The 23,222-nt window shown below is 65.5% G+C and carries 25 protein-coding genes and 2 tRNA genes; 9 read left to right on the top strand and 18 right to left on the bottom strand.

What is annotated here, in order from left to right; translation table 11 throughout:
* Nucleotides 1-7: 7 nt before the first annotated feature.
* The gene (locus GA0070564_RS11225; protein WP_091607276.1) at nt 8-646 is read left to right on the top strand and encodes an HNH endonuclease signature motif containing protein; all 639 of its coding nucleotides are present in this window, start codon (nt 8-10) and stop codon (nt 644-646) included.
* Here GA0070564_RS11225 and GA0070564_RS11220 read toward each other — a convergent pair.
* On the bottom strand, nt 625-861 hold the full coding sequence (locus GA0070564_RS11220; RefSeq protein WP_091609036.1) for a GntR family transcriptional regulator: 237 nt from the start codon (nt 859-861) through the stop codon (nt 625-627). The two genes, GA0070564_RS11225 and GA0070564_RS11220, sit on opposite strands and share 22 nt — an antisense overlap.
* Nucleotides 862-1,194: 333 nt before the next feature.
* Between GA0070564_RS11220 and GA0070564_RS11215 the strand changes: the two genes are divergently transcribed.
* Entirely contained in the window at nt 1,195-1,386 is a 192-nt protein-coding gene (locus GA0070564_RS11215; RefSeq protein ID WP_091607273.1) for a hypothetical protein, read from the top strand.
* A gap of 65 nt (nt 1,387-1,451) precedes the next feature.
* On the opposite strand, the gene GA0070564_RS11210 is transcribed toward GA0070564_RS11215, so the two are convergent.
* The 15 genes from GA0070564_RS11210 to GA0070564_RS30460 form a co-directional block, all read right to left on the bottom strand.
* Complete coding sequence (locus GA0070564_RS11210; RefSeq protein WP_091607269.1) at nt 1,452-1,994, bottom strand: hypothetical protein; 543 nt, start codon at nt 1,992-1,994, stop codon at nt 1,452-1,454.
* 4 nt (nt 1,995-1,998) lie between these two features.
* Nucleotides 1,999-2,730 carry a hypothetical protein gene (locus GA0070564_RS11205; RefSeq protein WP_091607263.1) on the bottom strand — a complete coding sequence of 244 codons (732 nt, stop codon included), beginning with the start codon at nt 2,728-2,730 and terminating at the stop codon, nt 1,999-2,001.
* Nucleotides 2,727-3,806: a DUF5047 domain-containing protein gene (locus GA0070564_RS11200; RefSeq protein WP_091607258.1), complete on the bottom strand. Its 1,080-nt coding sequence runs from the start codon at nt 3,804-3,806 to the stop codon at nt 2,727-2,729. Before GA0070564_RS11200 ends, GA0070564_RS11205 begins: the two co-directional genes overlap by 4 nt.
* Entirely contained in the window at nt 3,803-5,230 is a 1,428-nt protein-coding gene (locus tag GA0070564_RS11195; RefSeq protein ID WP_141714757.1) for a hypothetical protein, read from the bottom strand. The genes GA0070564_RS11200 and GA0070564_RS11195 overlap by 4 nt, the downstream gene beginning before the upstream one ends.
* A gap of 2 nt (nt 5,231-5,232) precedes the next feature.
* Complete coding sequence (locus GA0070564_RS11190; RefSeq protein ID WP_091607251.1) at nt 5,233-6,963, bottom strand: hypothetical protein; 1,731 nt, start codon at nt 6,961-6,963, stop codon at nt 5,233-5,235.
* Complete coding sequence (locus GA0070564_RS11185; protein WP_141714756.1) at nt 6,956-7,408, bottom strand: hypothetical protein; 453 nt, start codon at nt 7,406-7,408, stop codon at nt 6,956-6,958. Before GA0070564_RS11185 ends, GA0070564_RS11190 begins: the two co-directional genes overlap by 8 nt.
* 157 nt (nt 7,409-7,565) lie before the next feature.
* On the bottom strand, nt 7,566-7,871 hold the full coding sequence (locus GA0070564_RS11180; protein WP_141714755.1) for a hypothetical protein: 306 nt from the start codon (nt 7,869-7,871) through the stop codon (nt 7,566-7,568).
* Nucleotides 7,872-7,883: 12 nt separating this feature from the next.
* Nucleotides 7,884-8,294: a phage tail protein gene (locus GA0070564_RS11175; RefSeq protein ID WP_091607239.1), complete on the bottom strand. Its 411-nt coding sequence runs from the start codon at nt 8,292-8,294 to the stop codon at nt 7,884-7,886.
* A gap of 2 nt (nt 8,295-8,296) precedes the next feature.
* Nucleotides 8,297-8,635, bottom strand: coding sequence for a hypothetical protein (locus tag GA0070564_RS11170; protein ID WP_091607236.1), 339 nt, complete (start codon nt 8,633-8,635; stop codon nt 8,297-8,299).
* A complete protein-coding gene (locus GA0070564_RS11165) occupies nt 8,635-9,237 on the bottom strand; it encodes a hypothetical protein (protein WP_141714754.1) in 603 nt (200 codons plus the stop codon). Before GA0070564_RS11165 ends, GA0070564_RS11170 begins: the two co-directional genes overlap by 1 nt.
* A 35-nt stretch (nt 9,238-9,272) precedes the next feature.
* Nucleotides 9,273-12,182, bottom strand: coding sequence for a phage portal protein (locus GA0070564_RS11160; protein WP_281182154.1), 2,910 nt, complete (start codon nt 12,180-12,182; stop codon nt 9,273-9,275).
* A gap of 138 nt (nt 12,183-12,320) precedes the next feature.
* Nucleotides 12,321-13,628 carry a terminase gene (locus GA0070564_RS11155; RefSeq protein WP_245669920.1) on the bottom strand — a complete coding sequence of 436 codons (1,308 nt, stop codon included), beginning with the start codon at nt 13,626-13,628 and terminating at the stop codon, nt 12,321-12,323.
* A 199-nt stretch (nt 13,629-13,827) separates the two neighbouring features.
* Complete coding sequence (locus tag GA0070564_RS11150; protein ID WP_141714753.1) at nt 13,828-14,250, bottom strand: terminase small subunit; 423 nt, start codon at nt 14,248-14,250, stop codon at nt 13,828-13,830.
* A gap of 279 nt (nt 14,251-14,529) precedes the next feature.
* The gene (locus GA0070564_RS11145; RefSeq protein WP_091607216.1) at nt 14,530-14,940 is read right to left on the bottom strand and encodes a hypothetical protein; all 411 of its coding nucleotides are present in this window, start codon (nt 14,938-14,940) and stop codon (nt 14,530-14,532) included.
* A 61-nt stretch (nt 14,941-15,001) separates the two neighbouring features.
* Nucleotides 15,002-15,232, bottom strand: a complete 231-nt coding sequence (locus GA0070564_RS30460; protein ID WP_141714774.1) for a helix-turn-helix domain-containing protein — start codon at nt 15,230-15,232, stop codon at nt 15,002-15,004.
* Nucleotides 15,233-15,306: 74 nt separating this feature from the next.
* On the opposite strand from GA0070564_RS30460, the gene GA0070564_RS11135 reads away from it, so the two are divergent.
* Complete coding sequence (locus tag GA0070564_RS11135; RefSeq protein WP_141714752.1) at nt 15,307-16,518, top strand: tyrosine-type recombinase/integrase; 1,212 nt, start codon at nt 15,307-15,309, stop codon at nt 16,516-16,518.
* 80 nt (nt 16,519-16,598) lie between these two features.
* Here GA0070564_RS11135 and GA0070564_RS11130 read toward each other — a convergent pair.
* Nucleotides 16,599-16,672, bottom strand: a tRNA-Gly gene (locus tag GA0070564_RS11130).
* 160 nt (nt 16,673-16,832) lie between these two features.
* Between GA0070564_RS11130 and GA0070564_RS11125 the strand changes: the two genes are divergently transcribed.
* From GA0070564_RS11125 to GA0070564_RS11100, 6 genes are all read left to right on the top strand, one after another.
* Nucleotides 16,833-16,906 (top strand) — tRNA-Pro (locus GA0070564_RS11125).
* Nucleotides 16,907-17,051: 145 nt separating this feature from the next.
* Nucleotides 17,052-18,398: a trigger factor gene (tig, locus tag GA0070564_RS11120; RefSeq protein WP_091607203.1), complete on the top strand. Its 1,347-nt coding sequence runs from the start codon at nt 17,052-17,054 to the stop codon at nt 18,396-18,398.
* Between the two features lie 174 nt (nt 18,399-18,572).
* Complete coding sequence (locus GA0070564_RS11115) at nt 18,573-19,214, top strand: ClpP family protease (RefSeq protein WP_088972766.1); 642 nt, start codon at nt 18,573-18,575, stop codon at nt 19,212-19,214.
* 10 nt (nt 19,215-19,224) lie between these two features.
* Complete coding sequence (locus GA0070564_RS11110; protein WP_088972765.1) at nt 19,225-19,887, top strand: ATP-dependent Clp protease proteolytic subunit; 663 nt, start codon at nt 19,225-19,227, stop codon at nt 19,885-19,887.
* 210 nt (nt 19,888-20,097) lie between these two features.
* Nucleotides 20,098-21,393 (top strand): ATP-dependent Clp protease ATP-binding subunit ClpX, encoded by a 1,296-nt coding sequence (gene clpX, locus GA0070564_RS11105; RefSeq protein ID WP_091607199.1) that lies wholly within the window; start codon nt 20,098-20,100, stop codon nt 21,391-21,393.
* A 194-nt stretch (nt 21,394-21,587) separates the two neighbouring features.
* Nucleotides 21,588-22,394 carry a carbon-nitrogen hydrolase family protein gene (locus tag GA0070564_RS11100; RefSeq protein WP_091607195.1) on the top strand — a complete coding sequence of 269 codons (807 nt, stop codon included), beginning with the start codon at nt 21,588-21,590 and terminating at the stop codon, nt 22,392-22,394.
* Here the strand turns inward: GA0070564_RS11100 and GA0070564_RS11095 are convergent.
* On the bottom strand, nt 22,391-22,618 hold the full coding sequence (locus GA0070564_RS11095; protein ID WP_091607191.1) for a hypothetical protein: 228 nt from the start codon (nt 22,616-22,618) through the stop codon (nt 22,391-22,393). The genes GA0070564_RS11100 and GA0070564_RS11095 overlap by 4 nt on opposite strands.
* Nucleotides 22,619-23,222 lie beyond the last annotated feature (604 nt).

The following is a 23,222-nucleotide window of genomic DNA, read 5'->3' as shown; positions in this document are numbered from 1 at the left end:
AGATGAAATGTCCGTGCTCAACCGTACCACCGAAGACCTCTGGCCCTATGGCGTCGTCGTCGGCAAGCACACCGGCTACACCATCGACAAGAACGGTTGCTGGATCTACGACGGGTTCTTGGACGCATGCGGCTATGGGAACAAGGCCGTGGTGGTGGATGGTCGCAAGACCTCAACGACCGCGCACCGGTTCTACTGGACCAAGTGGGTTGGCCCGGTTACCCCCGGCCTTGAACTTGACCACTTCAAGCGATGCAACCGCGCCTGCATCAACCCGGAGCACTTGAGGGAAGTAACCCACAGCGTCAACCTGGCGAACCGGGGGCGACGGAAGCGGTGCATGCGAGGGCATCGCTTCACGCTGCGGAACACGTACTGGTCCCGAACGGGTCGGATGTGCAAGACGTGCACCAACGCCCGCAACTACCAAGTTCGGAGCGGCGTCGACTTCACCACCGCTCTGCGGTTCATGGAGAAGCGCTACCAGACCCGTCCACTCCCGCTGACCCCGGAAGCCGCTCAGGAGGTCTCAGAGGCGCTGAAGGTCACCAGGGCGGACAGGGAGAGGGCGAGCCAGCTTCAAGCCGTCTCCGTGGATCTGAGCGCCCGTTGGAGCCGAGTCCTTCAGTCGGTCCAAGCGACGTAGGTCCCGCGCTGCGGAACGGTCACCACCAAACCGCGTTCCCGTAGCAACTTCACAGCCTGTCTCACGGTGCCCCGTGCGACTCCGAACTCCTGGCGTAGTTGCTCTTCGCTGGGGATGGGTCGGCGGGGCACCAGCTTGCCCGCCTGAATCTGCTTGGTGATCGCGTCTGCCAGTTGCACGTACAGCGGCTCAGGCGACAGCGGATCGAGACTCATGCTCGCCACGCTCCTGTACGTCCGTGAACGACCACCGCTCAGGTACGTCCCTAGACGTACAGGGACGTACAGGGTTACCTTCAGTTCCTCAAGCCAAACCTGCCCACGGGAGTGCAGCCATGAGGATCTGGCCGTTCAGGAAGCGTCCTGCCCCGCCCTTGGACCAGACGGGACCAGCTACGGCCTACCCGTCCCGATCCGGTGCTCTCTCGCCACAGGCCGCGCGTGAAGCCCTGGTGCGCCGTAACTCCGGCAACCGATGGCCAGGCAGCTACCCCGGCCGCGCAGGAGCATGGGTGACTCTCCCGCACGCCCGCAGGACGGAGCCGCGCGATGGGTGAGGTGATCCGTCAGGTGCCCTTCGCGGTGACGCTGGCGTCGTACTGCATCGAGTTCCACGAACGCAACCTGTGCTCGAAGTGCACACCCGAGGGTTGTCCCCGTCTCGACAACGCGGCACTTGTGATTGACAAGTTCCGTACGCAAAGGATGGAGAAGCTGAGACTCAACCGACGCAGCATTTAGTTCCTGAAACGCAGAAGCGCGGAGCCCCATCCCTAAGGCTCCGCGCTTCCTATTTAGTTGTGCGATCAGTTTACGTCAACGCCGAGGCCGGCATATTCGGCGGCGGTGCCGATTGGCTCGATGATGAGATAGCGGGGCGAGGAAGTGCCCGCCCAACAGTTGACTGTTCCTGTGGACGCACTGACCGTGAGAACCACGTCGGTCGTGAGATCCGTACCGGCAGACCGGACCAGGACGATGGAGCCGTTGACCATCGCGGACGAGCCAACCACGGTGCCATCACAGGTCACACGGCCGAACTCGCCGAGGTCGGTGCCGGTGGCGTTGGTCTTGCGCAGACGGAACGCGACCTGTGCGCCAACCGTGCCGTACACAGCGGTTCGGATGTACGCCCGGTACGCCCACCCCGCCTTGAAGACCATGCTGCTGACCGTCAGCGACACGGCTTCCGTGGTGATGCTGCTCTGCGAGACGGTGTTGGACGCCTTGCCGATGGCAGGCTTGGTGATGACCCGGTCGACGTCCTGAGCAAGCGTCTGGATGTGCTCCCAGATCCGCGCGTGTCCCGTGGAAGTCGGGTAGGTGAGTCCCTTGCTGGTGGTGGGCATGTCGTTATCCTCTCTGCCACGCGATTGTCATCGTGAAAGCGGGAGACCAGGAACCGCGTCCCGCGAAACGCACATAGGGCGAACCGGTTGCGTCGTAGAACGCCAGTCCTCCCGCCGTGCCGTTGACCATTGCTTGAGCCCATGAAGTCGGGATGGTGAACGTCGCAGAGGAACCAACCGCTAGCGACGGTCCCGCCGTGGACGAACCGAGGGTGGGTGCTCCCGTCGGCCGGGTCTTCTCCGTCACCAGCCGCATGGTCGTCGGCTGCGCCGCATACACGCCCGCGCTGACCCGCTTGACGTTGATAACCGCGCTGGTGACGGTGGCGCCTACCAGGCTTGCCGGCTTGGTGCCGTAGAAGACGCAACCCGTGTGGTTGCCCCATCCTCCGTACTGGCCCTGGTACACGTCGTCGTTGTCCGTACGCCAGGTGCCGTTGCGGTAGGAGCGCGTCTCTACGGGACTCACCACCAGGCTGCCAGTGGTGATGACCGGCTTGGGCGGTGGTGGCGTCTGGTTCTCGTCCTCAACCGGTACCGGTGCCGGACCGGCGGGGACAGTGAACACTGCCGCGTAGGCGAACCACTGCGCCCCGACCCGCTCCACCAACAGGATGTCTCCCGCCGCCACGGACAGATCCCGTGCGACCTGAACCGTGGTGGTGATGCCGTTGACGATCGCGGTGACGGTGGTCCCGCTCTTGGCGGTCTTGGCTGTCGCCAGAAGGGAACTCATGCCAGGCTCCTCAACTTGAGGGTCTGAACGCCGCCATCTGCCTTGTACGGCAACGTCAGCGCCTCAACCACGCACAGCAGGTTGGGGTAGTCGTCGGTCGTGATCTGCACCGTGTCGCCCGCCTGAAGGGCCGGATGCGGCACCATCTCGACTCGGAACTCCTTGGCGGTGGAGCGATTGAGGCGGGACAGCACCGTGCGCGCCGCCAAGTTGCACTGCGCGACGGTGGTCAGTAGGGGCGACTCGTAGAAGTACGGGACAGGCAACGGGTTGAAGTAGCCCCCGTAGCCCTTCGGCCCCGTGTAGTTGTAGGCGACGCCCTGGACCTGACCACCGTCCGCCGTGGTTCCTCGCGCTACGACGACGTTGTAGGCGTTCTCCCGCGTGCTGGCACCGCTGGCCTGAATCACCGTGCCGCCGGCCCCATCGGTCAGGCTCAGAACCGGCGTCATGCTCGGCCCCATGGGTGTGGCGAGAAGGTACCCGTCCTCGGTCACGTAGGCGTCGGCTCCCCACGCGTCCAGAAGCTCCATGACGGCCCCAAGGCGGTCGTCGTCGTAGTTGATGCCGGACGGCACCGCACGGTCCGTCAGGCCGTTGTCTACGACCACGGTCACGGTGGGCTCCACCAACCCACGGAGGGTGGACACGAGGGTGCCGGACGGCTGGAACGGAGAGACCAACCGAGCCTCTTCAACAAGTGAAAGCAGGCCGACAGCAGAGACGTTCACTGTGTCGCCTTCAGCGACCGACTCTTGGATGACGAACCATCCCCGCTGAATCCACTCCATCTGCCCGCCACCGACTCCGATGCCGAGCTGCACCCGCAACCGCTGACCGTTGGCGGCAAGCGGGTGGTTGTCGGTGACCGGGGACCAGGACGTACCGCCGGAAAGCCGGGGGATGGTCAGGGTGACTCGCTCCGGCACCCGCAACGAACGGTCAGCCTCTTCACTGGCTGAACTGACCGGTACGTCATCGGCAAGAAGGTCGGGGCCAAGCCACGACTCGACCCGCAGCTTGTACTTGAAGGAGCGGGTGAGCACGGACTGAGCGACGGTCGACAGCGGGATCATGAGAAGTCCCCCTGCGCGATGTCCAGCAGCGTGGCGTAGTCGGCCGCGATGTCTGCCAGGACCAGCCCCGTGTAGGCGTTGGCGATGTCTTGGAGCGTGAAGCCTCGTGCCTCCATCGCGGGTGCCCAGCTCTCGACCTCAGCGACACTGAGGGTGAAGTACCGGCGCTGGTCGCTGCCGTCCTGGCTGAAGCGCCGCTCCGCCACCCGCGTGACTACGGCGTAGGAGTCAACGCCCGCGTATCCGCCTGGCTGCCGGATCTGCACCGCGCCTTCCGTGGCGTTGGTCAGAAGCTCGGTCAGGTTCTCACGCGCTGAATCGGTCTCGGTCAGCAGCTCGATATCGCCCTCGAACATGCCGATATCGCCGGACACCACGACGTTGCGCCCGCCCACCTTGAACACCGATGACTGCCGCTCGTACGACTTCTCATCCCATGCGGTGATGACGACTTCCGCCGCGTTGCCGGTGATGGCATCGGTGACGGCAACCTTGCCGCCATCAAGTGCGTAGGTGACGGGAGCGGTGGTGTACTCCGTGGTTCCGTTCACCACCGCGACGTACGACACCGGCTCCCCGAAGGGCAACTCCGCATCCACACGAAGGAAGGACTTGTCCGTCACGGTGCTGCCGATTCCTGCGCGCACCAGAGTGCGTTCACCGCCGACTACCCGGTACAGCGCCACCGAGCTGCCCACCGTGATGCCCGTCAGCGACACCAGCACGCGCGTCGGCCACACATCCTGCGCGACGGCGGACAAGACAACCGGCGTGATGTTCTCGTCCGCGTTGTAGTTGTCGTAGGTGATCGGAAACGGCATGGAGTTCGTGTTGCCACCGACCACCCACGACTGAATACCTACGCCGCCCGCCGCGCTGAACGTGCTGTCGTACGCGGTGAGGTTCCAGCTAGCCGGTTCACTTCCTGAAGCCGGCCACGCCTTGATCTGAAGCATGTCGTCGATGATTCGAGCCCGCATGCGTACCGCGCTGAGGCCGTAGCTAAGACCAGGGAGCGGATTGACGTTGGCAATCTGAGTATCGGTTCCGCCGACGACCTTGCTGATCTTGAGCTGGATGTTGGAGCTTCCGGCGTTGAACTCCGTGCGCAGCCAGTAGTAGTTGTTGGCGTCCTGGTACCGGCCCACGACTCCCATCACCACTGCGGCACCGGTGACGAACGGGGAATAGATAGCCAGGTCCATCACCTGATCGGGGTCCTGGATGTTGGCGCTGGCTACGACTGAGCGCATGTATCGGTTAGTTCCGCCATGCGAGTGGGTGCCCTTGCCGGAGACGAAGCCTCCGACGTTGAAGTCAGCGGACGAGCCACCACCCACGGTTGAGACTGCCCAGACTGATCCCGAGTCCGAGGTACCCCAACCACCCGTGACGCTGCGCCCGAAGGTGTCTACGACGCCCATGGTTACCGCCTCCCCACCTTCTGCCGCCACGCGGTACGGCGCTCTGATTCGTTGATGGCGCGGGCGGTGTAGGCGTAGAACGGCGCACCGTCCAGAGCGACGTTGACGGTGTTGTCGAGCTTCACCGTCTCCCGAGGCCCGCCGACCCGCGAAGTGGTGTTGCCGCCGCTGGCATCCATCCACGAAGCGGTGCCGGCGTTCTTGAGCTGCGTGCCGACGCCGGGGATGTAGTGGTTGCCGTTGCTCTGCACGCGCACCGTGACGGTGACCGTCTTGCCCCTGAGGTTGTTAACCCGCTTCTGGAAGCTGGTCACTGCGGCAGAGGCCGCGCGAGTGTCGGCGTTGATGTCCGTGTGGACGTTGTTCGGAATCTTGAGAAGCTGTGCCGCCAGACGCGCCGCCTGAGTCTTGGAGTAGCCGGCCTTCTCCGCCATGGCGATCAGTGCGGCGCGGTTGTTGTGGTACTTGTTGCTCGCCCGCTCCGCGCTGATGCCGCTCTTCTCACCGGCCGTCGCCTCGCTGTTGAAGGCGGTCGCCAGCGCGAGTAGGGCGGACTCGTTCTCCCGGCCCTTCCTCGTCACATCGCCATGCGCCTTGCCGTTGCGCTTCAGGGTCTCAGTCGCTTCGGAGATGGCGTTACGGGAGGCGATCTGCGCCTCACGCAGGCTGATGTTGCTGTCTACGAGGTTGTCGGCCTTCTCCTTGAGCCGGGTGATACCTGCCGCCGCCGCGTTGGAGTCGCTGGCAAGAGCCTGGAACCCACCGGCCAGGTTGTAGGCGCTGGTCTTCGTGCCGTCCTGACTGGCCTTCATCCCATCAAGCAGCTTCTTGCCACCGGGGATCTTGTTGACGAAGAACTCGAACGCCTCGACGAGGAAGTTCAATGCCCTGCCGGCGTTGTCGATCGAACTGGCGATGAGGATGAACACGCCCTTCAGCGCCAGGCCCATGGACGCGCCGTTGTCGGACAGGCTGGCGAACATGTTGCCCACCGACTTGCCGATCATCTCGATGCCCTGACCGATGGCCGCGATGATGGGACCAGCCTTGGTGACGGCCTGCGTGATGCCGGACAGCATCGACTGCGCCGCACGACCGATGGAGCGAGTCAGGGGAGCGACCCAGGTAGCCGAGACGTCGAACAGACGCTTCAGGTCGGGGAGCATCCCCCGGAACGCTGATCTGGCTACGTTGACGGCATCAAGTGCTGCGGGGATGAACCGCTTCGCCGCGTCCTGTAGCCCTGACCCGATCTCTTCCTTCAGGTTGTCAAAGGCCCCCGCGACCCTTGCATCCCTGCTGGCGATGATGAGGCCGCCCACGACGCCGCCAAGGGCCGCGCCACCCACGATGGCACCCGCGATAGCCGGCGCTGCCGCTACGGCCGCACCGACCAACACAGCGCCCATGGCGACCTGGACGTGAGGACCAGCGGCAGAGATGGCCTTGGACAGGCCACCACCGATGGAGCTACCCAGGCTGGCAAGCGCGTCCATCCCGCTGACGAGCCCACGAACGAACTTCTTGCTTGAGCTGTTACCCGAGTTGGCCCACCGCGCCGCTGCGGTGCCCAACTTGCTGAAGCCCTTGTGATAGTCGGCCACCACCTTGCCGATGGCCGAACTGCTCTTCTTCGACTCCTCGTTGGCTCGCTTGAGGTTCCGCTCTACGGACGTGACCCCCGGCCCCGTCTTGTCGCGGAGCATCACGTCAATCTCGACATCCCTAGCCACGGCGGATCACCTCCACTGCCTTGTCCACGGCCTTCTCACATGCCTTCCGCCACTGGTCGACCTCGGTAGCCGGCTCCGTGAAGAAGCCGCTGGGGACTTGCTGGCTGTGCCATGCGTCCCTGCCCCGCCGGCCCCACGACGGCGCACGCACCTTGCCGGCATCAATCCGGCGAACGTCAGATCGGTTGCCACTGCTGTTGCGCCCACCCTTGAGGCGCACACCGGCAGCACGCCCGGTGAGCAGAACCTTGGCGGTCACCTTGGTCCTGCTCACCCAGACGTTGAGTCCACCGCTCTTCGGGAGGGTGGCCAGTGCCCGGCGCTTGATGGCCGCGCGGACGGAGGGGATGGGCTTGCGAATCTCGGCGCGTAGTTGCTTCGTGACTTCTTTCCGGCCCTCGAACTTCCGAAGGTCGCGGATCAGTTCATCGAATGAAGTGCCCATCTGCCTCACCCCCTCCGTGCTGCGTCCTTTGCTGCGTCGGCCTTGTCGTCTAGCCACTCTTCGAGCGTTGCGATGTCTCGCGGCTCCCACGTCAGGAGTCCGCCCGGCCCCGTAAGCGGTTGTCCGGTCACCTCAGCGAGGATGACCAGTTCCCTCCTTACGGAGCCGTGTGGCCAGGGAGAGTGCCATCACCGGACGCGCCGTCCTCCTCGTCGTGGTCCTGGTCGCGGACCTCGATGCACTGCGCGTCGAACTCATCCCACTTGAGGGAGGTAAGTCCGCGGCGACTCATGGCGGACCATGCGAGCCACCGGTACGCCAGGAGCGGCCGGGTGTGGATGTTGTCGAACGGGCACCCGAAGTCCTGGATCTCCCACTTGGCTACGTCGCGCTGGTCGGCAACCACGTCGTGCTCGGTGCCGTCCTCCATCTCCGCGTGCAGCTCCACCAGAAGGCTTGCCATCGTGAATTCCCCTTACGCGCTCGTGCCGAAGACAGGAGCACCCACCACGGGGAAGGTCATCTCCTGCGTGAGGTAGCTGCCCTGCTCCCCGCCGAACTCCGGGGCGAGAGCGATGATGGTGAAGGTCGCGGTCGGCTGACCGGTGCCGGCCTTGAGCTGAAGGGTCACGTCGACCTCGGTCCCCGCAGCGTCACGAAGAGCCTTGGCCAGACCACCCGTGCCGTTGATCTGAAGCCCGGACATCTCGAAGGTCCAGACGGTCGAGTCCACGTCCTGAACCACGCCGTCCGGCACCAGGGTCCGAACGGTCTGGATCGGGGTGTCGGGAACGAGCCGGGCCTTGGTGACCTGGTTGGCGTACTGCACCGCCTCGACGGTGACGATGGCGTTGCGGAAGACGTGCGCCCCGGTTGCAGCGGGCATGGTTATTCCCCTCTCATGAGGATCTGAAGTGCGAGTTGGTCAGAGCCGCTGGCGTTGAGTGCCACCGGTTCGATGCGGTCCACGAAGCCGACCGGTTCCAACGCATCAACCACGGCCTCGTAGTTGGCGTCGATCCAGTCGGACGCGGCTCGCTCGTCCTGCGGCAGGAAGATGAGCACCCGCCACGTGACGTAGAAGCTCACGCCCTCGGAACGTTCGAGGGAACCGAGCAAGGGCCATGCGTCGCCCGGTCGGGGAGTGGCGGGCCGGTACGCGTACCCGTTCACTCCCTCAACCGTGCTCAGTGCGCCGGCGATGGTGGTTCTGAACTCAGCCAACATCAGCCCATCACCAGCTTTCGATGCGGCGCCTCAAGCCTGCGCACCTCCGGGTCACGGCCGGGAAGGATGGACGCCCCCGTGTCGGCATCCCCCGTCAGGACCGCGAGTGGAAGTTGGCGCATGGAGAGGTTCCGCTGTACGCGCCGTAGAAGCGCCTGGCGGAGGTCGTCGGGGTAGACGGCACCCACGCGGCACACGGAACGCTGAGCTGCGCTCTCAGCGTCCAGAGCGTCTTGCAGGTCGTCCGTTGACCACGACGCGGCTGATTCACGGAGATAAGCGGCCACGTCATCGGTGGTCGGCATCCCCGTTCCCGCCGTGGTGGCAGCGACGTAGGCCGCGAAGTCCACGGCCCCGTGCGTTGCCGACACCACCCGCGCCACGTAGCGACCGGTGGTTGAGGCGATGTACTCGACTCGATACCGGCCCGTGGTCACCTGCCCCACGGTTGGCGCGGACGTGGTGCCACCGGGAAGGGTGACCGTCACGGACGGAGCGCTGTCGACCGCGTACCCGTCGCTGTCGGTCGTCTTCACTTCGATAACCCACAGGCCACCCACCGGCAGAAGAACGCTGGTGCTGGCAGTCGCCATGATGCCCATGACGGTCACCTCCCTTCAGGTTGTGAAGTGCCGGATCAGGTGGTGGTGTCGTAGGTGACCTGACGCACGCCGCCGATGTCGCTGTTGGCGAACGCCTTGTAGCCCCAGATGGCGATGTCGATCCACGCGACCGGCGCGTAGCTGCCGTCGGTCGGCTTGGTGCCCGGGAACTCCAACCGCTGCGGCGCGGAAGCCCACGCGTGGACGGTCGAGGAGTCGAACAGCCACGAGTTGTTCACGCTGCCCGGAGTCGCGGTGAGCGCCCACGACGGAACGCCGACGACACCCGCGAGGTCCAGCGTGCGGAACCGCGACGCGGCGGAACCGTTGGCGTTGGCCGGCGCGATGATCGGGTACAGCGGCCGACCGGAGCTGTCCTTCGCGGCCACGAACGCCTTGTAGAGGTTGGCCTCCAAGGCGAACGCGTCGAAGTCGTAGCCCCGGATGAACTGAAGGTCGGCAAGCGCCGCCTCCCAGTTACCCGCGAGCTGCGCCGAGGTCGGGGCGGAACCGGCGGTGGCACCCGTGTTCAGGTTGATGTCGGCAGCGGCGGTCAGGGTGTTGAGGAACGTGGCGACGGCCTGTTCCAGACCCTCGCGGTAGCCCCGGAGCATCTGGTTGAAGATGAGGGTCGAGACGGCCGGGTTGCCGCCCATGTCCCAGACCTCGCGGGTGATGGACGCCTTGCCGCTCAGGGCGGTCGGGGTCACCGTCTGCCCGGTCGCGTCGAACGAACCGCTGGCCGGCTCCACGCCCTCGGTGTGGTCACCCACCAGACCGCTGGCCGCGCTGAACTTCGGGAAGCGGAACGGGTTGACGCCGTTCGGCGGAGCACCCTTCTTCACCATGTTCCACAGCGGCGTGCGGTAGTCCCGCTGATCCACGTACATGTCCGGCCGCTGGATGGTCGGGTTCAGGTCGGTGACGTCGGTGGTGCGGGTGTCGGCGAACGCGGCCTGAAGCAGAGACATGACCCGCTTGCCGGCATCCGTCTCGGTGCCGTACTGGTCGTTCGACAGCGACATGGCGTGCAGGTCCGCCGAGAAGACGTGCTCGGTCGGCAGGAAGTTCCCGCCACGGTCGAACCGGTACGGCAGGGCCTCACTGGTGACGCTGGCGGTCAGGCGGGTCGGGTTGACCACCTGGCGCTGCTCGGTCTCCGCCGGCTTCTGGTTGACGCCCTGAAGCGCGGCCATGAACGCCTTGGTCATGGCGTCAGCGTCGAAGGTGCCGCCGTTGGTGGTCGGCTGCTCGGTGACGGCGGTGGTGGTTGCGGTGCACGCCACGCCCTCCGCGTGGATCTGCCCGCACGTGGCGCACTTCATCTCGGTTCCTCCATCTCGACTCGCGGCCACGCTGGTCACGCGAGAGTCATCGAATGCGGGCATCGCGGTCAGCGACACCTCACGAAGGTCGGCGCGACGCACGAGGGTCACGCCCTTGTTGCTCGGGTCGGGAACGGTGTCCGTCGCCATGTCGAAGTCGACGCCGACGCTGAGCCCGTCCAGAACGCCGTCTGCGGCAAGGGCAAGCGCACGGTCACCCTCGGGACCGCGAGCAACCCGGAACTTCATGACCACGCCATCCGGCGTCTCGGTCATCTCGACCGCACGGCCGATGGCCTGACTGCGGTCGTGGTCGCGCAGGAGCTTCACGCGACCCAGGTCCGCGAACTTCAGCGACCCGGCGTCGAACCGCCACTTGCGGAACATGTTCACCGCGACCCTGCCGTACGGAACGGCAAGGCCGATGATTTCCCGCTTGCCCTCATCAACCGAGAAGGTGGACGAAGGAACGTCGGTGAACACCATTCCCGACTTCTCATCGGTGGACAGATTCAGTGCCGTGTCGTTGGACGCCTTCACGTCCACGCTGCCGGCCTTTTCCGTCTCGCTGGTGGTCTCGGTAGGGGTCGGGGTGGAAGTGAGTGCAGGCATGTTCTCCTCGGCTCGAATCTCGGGCACCGTGATGGCCCCCATGGTGTGCGCCTTCTCGTACACGTCCCATCGCGTGCGAGGGTCGGCGCGCATGTAGTCGTCCAAGTCGAATCGCACGACGTGCCCCCGCTTGGTCACGTCGCCCATCGACAGCCGGTCAGTGATTGAGCGCATGTATGGGCTCAACACGTCGTTGATTCGGTCCTGCCGCCGGTCCGTCGCGTTCTGGTAGGTCCGCGAAGTGGTGCTAAGTCCGAGGTCTTCGGGGTCGAGCCCCAGAGCATTGGCGATGTCGAGAGTCGCCCGCTTCTGAAGCTCAACCAACTGAAGGTCGGCCGGCGTTGGCTGATCCACCGCGTTGTACTTGAGGGCGGCAGGAACGTACGCGGTGCCCCGCGACTTCCGTGCCTGCTTCCATGCCTCAAGCATTTCCTTGATGTCCGCGTCGTCCGCCGGGTCCGCACCTTCAGCCGGGGTGAAGAAATCCAGCGGCCTTGGCTCGTCGGCGTACATCGCGGCGGCCTGGTCGAGAAGGATGGCGCGACGAATCGCCCGGCCCGCCACCTTCAGCAGGGCAGGGTTGGGACTGTCGAACCGGATCATCTCGGAGGCAGGCACCGGCTGGCCGTCCACGTACACGACGGCCTCACGCGGGTCATGCCCACCAGGCAGGGGAGCAGGGGAACGACCGGCGGGCGGCTGAAGCGACACGCTCCCGACATCGAGATGCCGTGCGTTGGTCGGGTAGCCGTCCCAACCGAATCCGGTGATGCGCCACCACGACAGGCCATCGAAGAGCAGGTCTTCGATCGTCTGAGCGAGGGTGACCACGTTGGCCACGTCCGGGTCGATCTGCTGAAGCAGCAGATTGGTTACCACGCTCCGGTCGGGACCGTACTGCACGAGAGGCAGAGTTGCGATTGAGCAAATCAAGTTCCGACCACGCTGAACGGCGGGAACGGAAAGCGCCTCCGTGCGACCAACACGAGGAGCCGAACCCCGACCCATCATCTCGACAATCAGTTGGTCGACAGGTCGGGGTTGGCTCTCTGAAAAGGTCGCGTTCGGTGACTCACTGAGCCACTGCCACGACCGCCGCCAAAATCCCATAACGCCTATCTTACCGATAGGAGTTGGGGGTTAACTTCACGCAGTATTGATGACTAGCCTTGGCTTACCAACAGGGGCGGGAAGTGTGCGGGCGAGATGTATAGCGCCCGCCGCTGCATATGCGCCGTCGCAATGTCCCTCACCCTTGCGGCTGAAGCGCCACGTATCCCCAGACCAGAGCTTAGATGCTGAAGTGACGTGGGTGTCTAACAATTCCTGCCCGCTGTGTACTACCTGGCGCGCATCAACCAACTCACTGAGACCCATGCACACGGCCGACACTTCTGCGCGGATCTCTTCAACAGCTATATTGCTCGGCCAGAACGACTGCGATCCCTTACGTTTCTGAAGTTCCGCGGTGAGTGCTGCGGCCGGTCCGTTGGGCATCCAACAGAACGCTTGCGGCTTAATCTTCTGAACGTGCGTGAGCAGTTCGGCGCGTAGCTTCTGGGTGGCGTCGATGCCGGACCAGGACGCGACGACCTCCACCCGCGCACGTCCATCCGTCTGCACTGCTGCGGCGGCAAGGGTGGCGTGTCTGCGGTCGGGGGAGATGTCGACGCACAGGGCTACGCGCGAACGCAGCTCCTTCAGGCTGCCCACCTCAAGACAGTCGGTCCACGCCTGTGCGTCCACCGCGCCGTCCAACTGCTTCACCCGCTGGCACAGGATCTCCGTACGCGCGCTGGCTTCTTCCTCCCCGCCCTTCTCCTTGGCGCGCTCAAGTTCCTCGCGCAGGCTGTCCGGGTCGATCCGCCGGCCAAGGTTCGGGTTGGCTGCCGCCCACGCGTCCGGGTCCATCAGGTCCGCACCATCCGGCGCGCTCCACTCGAACAGACCAAGCCGCGTCTCTGTGTTGCCTGACTTGATGGCCTTAAGTGCCCGCGCATGCAGGGAGTCGAGCACTACGCCTGTGTCGTCACCCTGGTTGGTGATGCAGTAGACCTGCCCCAACGGCCGGGCGTTCATGGCGTTCGTCGCGGCGTTCCACGTGTCCCAGTTGGTGTGCTCGCGTAGCTCGTCAATCACCAGGCGGTCGATGGACAGCGAACGGCCGGCACGCCGGTTGGTGGCCGCGAAGGTGTACTGACAACCCTCCGCTGTTGTCAGTGCCTCCTCACCGATCTGCGTGCAGACTCCGAGGTTCTTGCGCTGCGGCAGGGCAGCCCGCAGGTACGGGTTGTCCTTCGCCATGTCGCAGAGCTTCTGCCAGTCCTTCTTGGCGTAGGTGCGGTCGGTCGACGTACCGAGCACCACCGGCCACTGCTCCACGAACAGCCAGTACAACTTGAGGACACGAAGCAGGTGCGTCTTGCCGTTCTGGCGCGCGACGAGGATGAGCACCTGACGGAAGCGGGGACGACCGTCAGGAAGCACCTCGCCCGCGTGGATGACGGCCCACCGCTCCCAAGGGTCGAGCGGTTCACCGAGTACATCGCTGGCGAACGCGTCGACCCCGAACCCGTAGCTGGTGTCGGGGGTGAGTGCACAGCCGCAACCGCACGGCCCCGGATCTCCGGTGACCAGTGGCGGGGTGAAGACCCTAGGCAGGGTGCTTCCGAGAAGCGGCCCCGTGGATGGCGATGAGCTTTCCGAGGGGGTTGGTACCAGCCGAAGCATTCTTGTCACCTCGATCCTTCGCACGTGCCTCGGGAGTGAGGCCCAGGGCGCTCAGAGCCGCGAGGAGCTTGGGTCCGAGGTCGTTGGTGGTCTGGTAGACCGTCACCGCCTTCTCAAGCCGAGCGAGCTTCCTCCGCCCGGACTTGTCGTCGTCGTCAAGCTCCGCCCGTACGTCCTCGATCAGCCCGCCCAACTGCACGGCGTCATCCATGAGCCGGGCGTACTCCTTCACCAGGGCCACAACCCCGTCGTCCTTGGGGTCGAGGTCCGCTGCCTTCAGGGCACGCCGGACGGCAACGGTCATGGTCGTGGGCCTTCTAGGCAGTCTCTTGAGTGGCTTGGTCATAACTTGCTGTCCTCAACTCGTCAAAAAAAGGAACAGAACGACGGGGGTGTTGGTCCTAGCCCTGGATGGGGAAAACCGATGATGAGTTGAAGTGATTAAGCAGGGCAGGGTAGGCGCCTACGTAGTTCACTGTCTCAATCCCAGTCGGTTACTGTGACCAATGGTGGATCTGATCCCTTGGTTGTTGGGTCTCCCACCTTCAGGTTGCACGGGGAGCAGGCAGCTTGAAGATTGTCGTGTGCATCTCCCGCCTTCTTCCCGCGAATGTGATGCACACAGTCAGCTACCCCCGCGCACTTCCTCACCTGACCTGTGCGCGTAGTCCATGTTCCAGGTATCCGAATCTGGCAGCGGTAGCTGTCCCTCAAGAGGATTGCTTCCCGAATCCTGCGCCACCGTGTTGTGCTCCCGCTTTTCCACCCGCTGCTCATGGCTCCGCCTCTTCACCTTCTTAACCCGCTTCTTCGGCAGGGGCTTGTTGAAGCGGAGCACCACGCCTTCTTCGGTCACACCTGTGCGTACGACCATCCCGTTGCGGCACGCGTACGAGTACGCCTGTGCCCGCATGGCCTCGTCGGTGATGGTGTAGTCCTTGCCCCGCTCAAGCTGCCACGTCTCGCCGTCGGTCCATTCCTTCCACGGGTACGCACCACGTACGGCGAGTGTTTCCGGCTGCACTTTCCGCGCCATCTCTGGTTCCTCTCAATTCAAGTAGTTAATTGCAGGTGCTAGACTTGACGTTCTCAAACGTTCAGGAACGTACAGTCCTGACTCTCTTGCGAGGTGGTGACTGCTTGCTCCAATCAATCCCGAGCATGTCCAGCAGCTTGGCTGTTGGCACCAACCAGCGCGCACCGATACGGACTGCCGGGATCTCCCCGTTCCTGGCGGCCTCGTACGTGTTGTTCAACCCCATGTTCAGCAGGGCCGCCGTTTCACGAATTGAAAGCGTCGGCTTCCGCCTGGGGTCCGGCACTCGCATTGTTAGTGACATGGAGGTAATAGTAATGGATTGTGGTAGCGTCCGATTCTCGCTGATGGCGGAGGGTGGGAAGCGTGAACACGTGCATTAAGAAGGTCGTGCTCAAGAGCGGTGAGATTCGATGGCGGTTCGTCATGCGCCTTGGGCGTGATGCCGCCGACAAGCCGATTCAGAAGACCTATACGTTCCCGACCAAGAAGGCCGCTGAAGCAGAGTGGGCACGACTGAAGTCCCAGAAGGCTACGGGGGTGTTGGTTCTTCCCTCCGCCCTCACTCTCGCTACATACCTTGAATCGTGGTTGGGTGGTAAGCGCAACCTGCGGGTTGGTACCCGCAACACGTACGCGAACTATCTGAAGCCCTTCACCGAACGCCTGGGCAACGTGCCCGTTCAGAAGCTCACCAAGACGCAGGTGGACGAAACCGTTGACTGGATGCTCTCAAGCGGTCGACGGATTAGGCACACCAACAATCCGGGCCTCACGGCTACCTCCGTCAACCGCGCTCTCACCGTGCTTTCTCAAGCGCTGGATTCGGCAGTGAAGCAGGGTCTTACTCCCCGCAATGTGGTGACCCTGGTTGAGCGACCCACCTGCACCCCGAAGCAGACGGATACGTGGACCGCTCAGGAGGCCGCTGCGTTCCTGAACCATGTGTCCGGGCACCGTCTCTACCCCGTGTGGCTTCTGACGCTCTGTGGGCTGCGTAGGGGCGAAGTCCTCGGGATGCGGTGGGCGGGTGTCGACCTGAAGGGCACCAGGGCTCGGGAGCACGGTTTCCCCGCTGGTACCCCGACCATCACGGTTGAGGAGACGCGGGTATCCGTGAACGGGGTGATCCACGCCGAGCAACCGAAGAGTGAGCGGGGGAGACGTACGCTCCCGCTGGATCAGGAGATGGTGTCTGCTCTCTCCGCGCTTCAGAAGCTACAGCGGCAGGAGAGGAAGGCCGCCGGCCCCGCATACGAGGATCACGGCCTGGTGTGTGTGGACGAGCTGGGACGGCCCTACCCGCCCGATGGACACAGCAAGAGGTTCAAGCGTCTGGCCAAGGCGGCAGGGCTGCCGGTCATCCGTCTGCACGACGCTCGTCACACCTGCGGAACGCTGATGCATCTGCGGGGAGTGCCTACCGCCGTCATCTCCGCGTGGCTGGGTCACTCGTCCGCCGCGTTCACCATGAAGACCTACATCCACTCGCAGGCCGATTCACTGGCTCAAGCAGGTCTCACGCTGCGGTCTGCCGTGCGTGTGAAGAAGCGGCTCCCCGTAGCTGCCGTGAGATAAGCGTGAGAGTTGATCTCTCACAGGGGTCCTCGGTTGAGGCTCTGAAGTAGGAAGCGGTGCCCCTGACCAGGGGTTTTAGGTGGAGCGGGCGACGGGAATCGAACCCGCGTAGTCAGTTTGGAAGACTGAAGCTCTACCATTGAGCTACGCCCGCGCACGTCCCGACGATGCGGGACGCGCCGACAGCCTACCCGGTCCGCCCGTCGCGCGCGCACGCGCCTGTGGGCCGCGCCGATTCTGAGCGGCGTTCCGGCGCGTTGCCGGCCGCCCCGGCACCTCCGACGGGCGCGGACGGCATACACTGCTCCTCGCCACGGGGTGTGGCGCAGTTTGGTAGCGCACTCGCTTTGGGAGCGAGGGGCCGTGGGTTCAAATCCCGCCACCCCGACAGTCGTTCGCGGCCGGGTCGCCCGGAGTGCCGCCGTTTTCCCGCGGGGTGCCCCGGGCGCTGCGAGAGCAGCCTGCCGGCTCGCCTACACTCGATGCGCGCAATCACGACCAGACTCAACTGAGATCCGTCAAGGAGTACGCCTGTGAAGAGCACCGTCGAGACTCTGAGCCCGACGCGCGTGCGGCTCGCCATCGAGGTGCCGTTCGTCGAGCTCGAGCCGAGCCTCAAGAAGGCGTACCGGGAGATCGGCCAGCAGATCCAGGTCCCCGGCTTCCGCCGGGGCAAGATCCCGGCCGCGATCATCGACCAGCGGGTCGGCCGGGGCACCGTGCTCAACGAGGCGGTGCAGGAGGCCATCCCGCAGAACATCCTCGCCGCGGTCCGCGAGCACGACCTGAAGACGCTGGGCCGTCCCGAGGTCGAGATCACCGAGTTCAACGACGGTGACTCGCTGAACTTCACCGCCGAGGTCGACGTACGCCCGGAGATCACCCTGCCGGACCCGGCCACCGTCGAGGTGACCGTGGACGAGCTCCAGATCGACGACAGCGAGATCGACGAGCAGGTCAAGACCCTGCGGGAGCGGTTCGCCACGCTGAAGACCGTCGAGCGGGCCGCCCAGGAGGGTGACTACATCCAGCTCGACCTCAACGCCACCGTCGACGGCGAGGAGGTGCCGGGCGGCTCGGCCAGCAACATCTCGCACGAGGTCGGCAGCAAGCAGCTCCTGCCGGGGCTGGACGAGGCCGTCGTCGGTCTCTCCGCCGGGGAGAGCACCACCTTCACCACCCAGCTGGTCGGCGGCGACTTCGCCGGTCGGGACGCCGACGTGGCGGTGACCGTGCGGACGGTCAAGGAGAAGGAGCTGCCGGAGCTGGACGACGAGTTCGCCCAGATGGCCAGCGAGTTCGACACCATCGAGGAGCTGCGCGCGGACGTCCGCGAGCGGGTCGAGCGGGGCAAGCGGGTCGAGCAGATCTACGCCGCCCGGGACAAGGCCCTCGAGCAGCTCGTGGCGACGGCCGAGGTGCCGGCGCCCGAGGGTGTCGTCAAGGAGGAGGTCGAGAGCCGCAAGGCGGCCATGGTCGACCAGCTCGAGCGGATCGGCGCCTCCCTGGAGGACTACCTCGCCGCCGAGGAGAAGACCGAGGAGCAGATCGACGCCGAGCTGACCGAGGCGGCGACCGACGGCGTCAAGATCCAGCTGCTGCTGGACACGCTGGCCGACGCCGAGGACGTCCAGGTCTCCGACGACGAGTTCGGCCACGAGATCGTGCACCGGGCGCAGCGGGCCGGCATGGCGCCCCAGCAGTACTACGACCAGCTGGTGCGTTCCGGCGCCGCCGCGGCCGTCTTCGGCGACGTCCGCCGCGGCAAGGCGCTCGCGTCGGTGATGGAGAAGATCAAGATCAAGGACTCGGCCGGCAACGAGGTCACCCTCGACGCGCTGCGGGCCGCCAACGAGGCCGAGCACGCCCACGAGCACTGATCGTCGGGTACGGCCGCCGTCCGCCGGGTTTCCGGTCGGGCGGCGGCCGAAACCCTTTCTCGGGTACGTCCCCCGGGCAGCTGCGCTGAGAGCGAACAGTGCCCCGACCGGGACTCTGCCGTAGGGCTGAGCGGTTAGTGTCGGGTAGTACGGTACGGAGAGCGAAGGGCTGCCATGACCGACATGCACATCCCAGCGAAGCCGCTCCGGGCGATCGAGGCCCGCGGTGGCGACTCAATTGGCAACCTCGACGACTCGGTCTACAACCGGTTGCTCAAGGAGCGGATCATCTTCCTGGGCAGCGAGGTGACCGACCAGGTCGCCAACCGCATCTGCGCGCAGCTGCTGCTGCTCGCCGCGGAGGACCCGGACCGCGACATCAACCTCTGGATCAACTCGCCGGGTGGCTCGGTCTACTCCGGCATGGCGATCTACGACACCATGCAGTTCATCGACAACGACGTGTCGACGGTGGCGATGGGCATGGCGGCCTCGATGGGCCAGCTGCTGCTCTGCGCGGGCACCAAGGGCAAGCGGTACGCCCTCCCGCACGCGCGGATCATGATGCACCAGCCGTCCGGCGGCATGGGCGGCACCGCCGCCGACATCGCGATCCAGGCGGAGCAGATGCTCTACACGAAGCGGATGTTCCAGGACCGGGTCGCCCACCACACCGGCCAGAGCCCCGCGCAGATCGAGGCCGACTCGGACCGCGACCGTTGGTTCACCGCCCAGGAGGCCGTGGACTACGGCTTCATCGACAAGGTGATCACCGGAGCCACCCAGGTTCCGGAAGGCGCCGGGACCCTGAGCTGAGGAGCTGACGATGACCGACCTGAGTTTGCCGCCCCAGTTCGCGGCGGTGCACAACCGCTACGTGCTCCCGTCGTTCGTGGAGCGCACCTCGTACGGGGTCAAGGAGTCCAACCCGTACAACAAGCTCTTCGAGGACCGGATCATCTTCCTCGGCGTCCAGGTGGACGACGCCTCGGCCAACGACGTGATGGCGCAGCTGCTGACGCTCGAGGGCACCGACCCGGACCGCGACATCATCATGTACATCAACTCGCCGGGTGGGTCGTTCACCGCCATGACGGCGATCTACGACACCATGCAGTACGTCCGGCCGGACATCTCCACGGTCTGCCTGGGCCAGGCGGCCAGCGCGGCGGCGGTGCTGCTGGCGGCGGGCACGCCGGGCAAGCGGATGGCGCTGCCGAACTCCCGGATCATCATCCACCAGCCGGCCACCGAGGGCGGCTACGGGCAGGGCTCGGACATCGAGATCCAGGCCCGGGAGATCCTGCGGATGCGGACCCAGCTGGAGGACATGCTCTCCCGGCACTGCAACCGCCCGATCGACCAGGTTCGCAAGGATATCGACCGTGACAAGATCATGACGGCCGAGGAGTCCAAGGAGTACGGGCTGGTGGACACCATCCTCACCAGCCGCAAGAAGGGTCTGCTGGCGGCCAACGCGGCCAGCTGAGCAGTTCGGGTCGGAGGTCGGTCCGGGACGCGTTCCCGGCCGACCTCTGACACACCCGTTTTGGGGGTCGGAGAAACCTCCGCCAGCGGGTAACGTCGGGTCCGGATGCTTCGCCGGTTCGGCCGGCGGGTAACGGATCGGGACGGACGGGCGCTCGGCGTCCGCGGGTCAGGGCCGGCATACCGGCCGATGAGTGCAGGGAGAACGTAGGTGGCACGGATCGGTGACGGCGGCGACCTACTGAAGTGCTCGTTCTGCGGCAAGTCGCAGAAGCAGGTCAAGAAACTCATCGCGGGCCCCGGGGTCTACATCTGCGACGAGTGCATCGATCTCTGCAACGAGATCATCGAGGAGGAGCTGGCCGAGTCCGGCGAGGTGAAGTGGGAAGAGCTTCCCAAGCCGATGGAGATCTGCCAGTTCCTCGACAACTACGTGGTCGGCCAGGACCAAGCCAAGAAGGCGCTCGCGGTCGCGGTCTACAACCACTACAAGCGGATCCAGGCCGAGGCGGCCGGCGCGCCGGGCTCTGGCAGCGACGCCGTCGAGCTGGCCAAGTCCAACATCCTGTTGCTCGGTCCCACCGGGTGCGGCAAGACCCACCTGGCGCAGACCCTGGCCCGGATGTTGAACGTCCCGTTCGCGATCGCCGACGCCACCGCGCTGACCGAGGCGGGCTACGTCGGCGAGGACGTGGAGAACATCCTCCTCAAGCTGATCCAGGCCGCGGACTACGACATCAAGCGCGCCGAGACCGGCATCATCTACATCGACGAGGTCGACAAGATCGCCCGTAAGTCGGAGAACCCGTCGATCACCCGGGACGTCTCCGGCGAGGGTGTGCAGCAGGCGCTGCTGAAGATGCTCGAGGGCACGGTGGCCAACGTGCCGCCGCAGGGCGGGCGCAAGCACCCGCACCAGGAGTTCATCCAGATCGACACCACCAACGTGCTGTTCATCTGCGGTGGCGCCTTCGCCGGCCTCGACCAGATCATCGAGGCCCGTACCGGCTCCGGCGGCACCGGCTTCGGCGCCCGGCTCCGGTCCATCTCGGACCGTTCCACCGACGACATCTTCAGCCAGGTGATGCCGGAGGACATGCTCAAGTTCGGGCTGATCCCGGAGTTCATCGGCCGGCTGCCGGTGATCACCAACGTGCGCAGCCTGGACCGGTCGGCCCTGGTGCGGATCCTCACCGAGCCGCGTAACGCCCTGGTCCGGCAATATCAGCGTCTCTTCGAGCTGGACGGGGTGGAGCTGGAGTTCGAGCCGCCGGCGCTGGAGGCGATCGCCGACCAGGCCATGCTCCGCGGCACCGGCGCCCGTGGCCTGCGCGCCATCATGGAGGAGGTCCTCCTCTCCGTGATGTACGAGGTGCCGAGCAACCCCGACGCCGCCCGCGTGCTGATCACCCGTGAGGTGGTCCTGGAGAACGTCAACCCGACGATCGTGCCGCGCGAGTTCACCGGCCGGCGGGCCCGCCGGGACCGCGAGGAGAAGTCCGCCTGACCTGCTTCACCGAACGCGCCCGGGTCACTCCGGGCGCGTTCCGCATGTGTGGGCCACTGAGGCGTCCCCCCGATGCCCGATGCCACTGCCGCGTCCACGGGGCAGGCTGCCGTCGCAGCCTGCCCCACAGGCGCGCTGATCCCGTCGCGGGCTTGAGGCTGTCGCTCGCCGCTGTCCATCCGTACCCTGGCGTCATGCGTGTCGCCGTCTGCCAGCTCAACGCCCGCGACGACCGGGCGGCGAACCTCGCCGCCGCGGAGACGCTGCTGGAACGCGCGGCGGCCGCCGGCGCCGACCTGGCGGTCCTTCCCGAGTACGTCGACTACCTCGGCCGCGAGGCGGGCATGCCCACGCCGGAGGGCGTCGACGGCGTGGTGGGCACCTTCTTCGCCGAGACCGCCCGACGACTCGGCATCTGGGTGATCGCCGGCTCCTTCCACGAGGCGGGACCGGATCCGGACCGCACCTGGAACACCTCACTGGTGTTCGACCGCACGGGAGCGCTGGCCGCCGGCTACCGGAAGATCCACCTGTACGACGTGGAGATCCCCGGGCGGGTGTCCTACCGGGAGTCCGCCACCGTCGCCCCCGGTGACCAGCCGGTGGTGGTCGACGTCGAAGGGCTCAGGGTTGGCCTGTCGATCTGCTACGACCTGCGCTTCCCCGAGCTCTACCGGGAACTGGCCACCAGTGGGGGAGCGGAACTGCTGGTCGTGCCGGCCGCGTTCATGATGCACACCGGCCGGGACCACTGGGAGATCCTGCTGCGGGCCCGCGCGATCGAGAACCAGTGCTTCGTGGCGGCAGCCGGTCAGACCGGCGATCACGATCCGGGCCGTACCTGCTTCGGGCGCAGCATGGTCATCGACCCGTGGGGAACGGTGCTGGCCCAGGTGCCCGACGGCACCGGGCTGACGGTGGTGGAGCTCGACCTCGACCGCCTGCGCACCATCCGGGCCGAGCTGCCCAGCCTGGCGAATCGGCGCCTGACCCCCGCCTAGACCTGGAGCAGCACACCCATCAGGGTGAAGCCGGCGATGGCCGCCGCGGTCACCAGCAACGCGGTGGTCATCCGGGAGCGCCCGCGCCGGGCCAGGCGTCCCACCGACAGCACCAGTACGACGAGCACGAAGCCGCCGATCACCAGCTGCCAGAACGGCAGCAGCAGGCCGAGCAGGGCATCTTCGGCGAGCGTCGTCGCCGGCGGCACGGGCGCGGAATCCATGCCTGACACTCTGGCACGCCGTCACACCCGACGGGTTCGGTGCGCGCCCCGCAGTTCGGGGCGGGCCGCCATTGGCGGCCCGTTCTCGACTCCCTGAACACCTGACGGACCGAAAGATGAATGTTGATTTGCCTTCTGCCGGCCGGCCGCGTAACTTTCTCTCTGCAAGCGCGAGGCCGGACAAACCGGCCGAGAGCGGGCACCAGGCCGGTGGCGGGAACGCCGAACCGGGCTGAAGAGCTGGGCGGTGCGAGACACTCCGGACGACGGAGTTGCGATCGCGAAGCCGACCGGGTAGAGTTCTGAAGCCGGCAGGGAGCCGGGCGGGTGGCCGCGAAAGCGGCGATCGGCCGATCTGCCGCTTCCCACGACAGAAACGACCGCCGGGTACGGCGTGCGTCAGCGTGGATCGGACCGCACCAAGTTGATCGCCTCGGACACGAGGTTGACAACAAGGAACGGACCGGGTAAGTTAGAGAGGTTGCCCCGGACGGGGGTTCTACGAAATAGTAGAGCTTCTGGATGGTGTGTGGTTGTTCTTTGAGAACTCAACAGGGTGCTTGATAAGCCAGTGCCAATTATGATTTATACCCCGGACTGGCGA

Origin of the sequence: Micromonospora mirobrigensis, from assembly GCF_900091555.1 — a bacterium.
GTDB lineage: Bacteria > Actinomycetota > Actinomycetes > Mycobacteriales > Micromonosporaceae > Micromonospora > Micromonospora mirobrigensis.
This window is presented reverse-complemented; position numbering and strand designations above follow the sequence as displayed.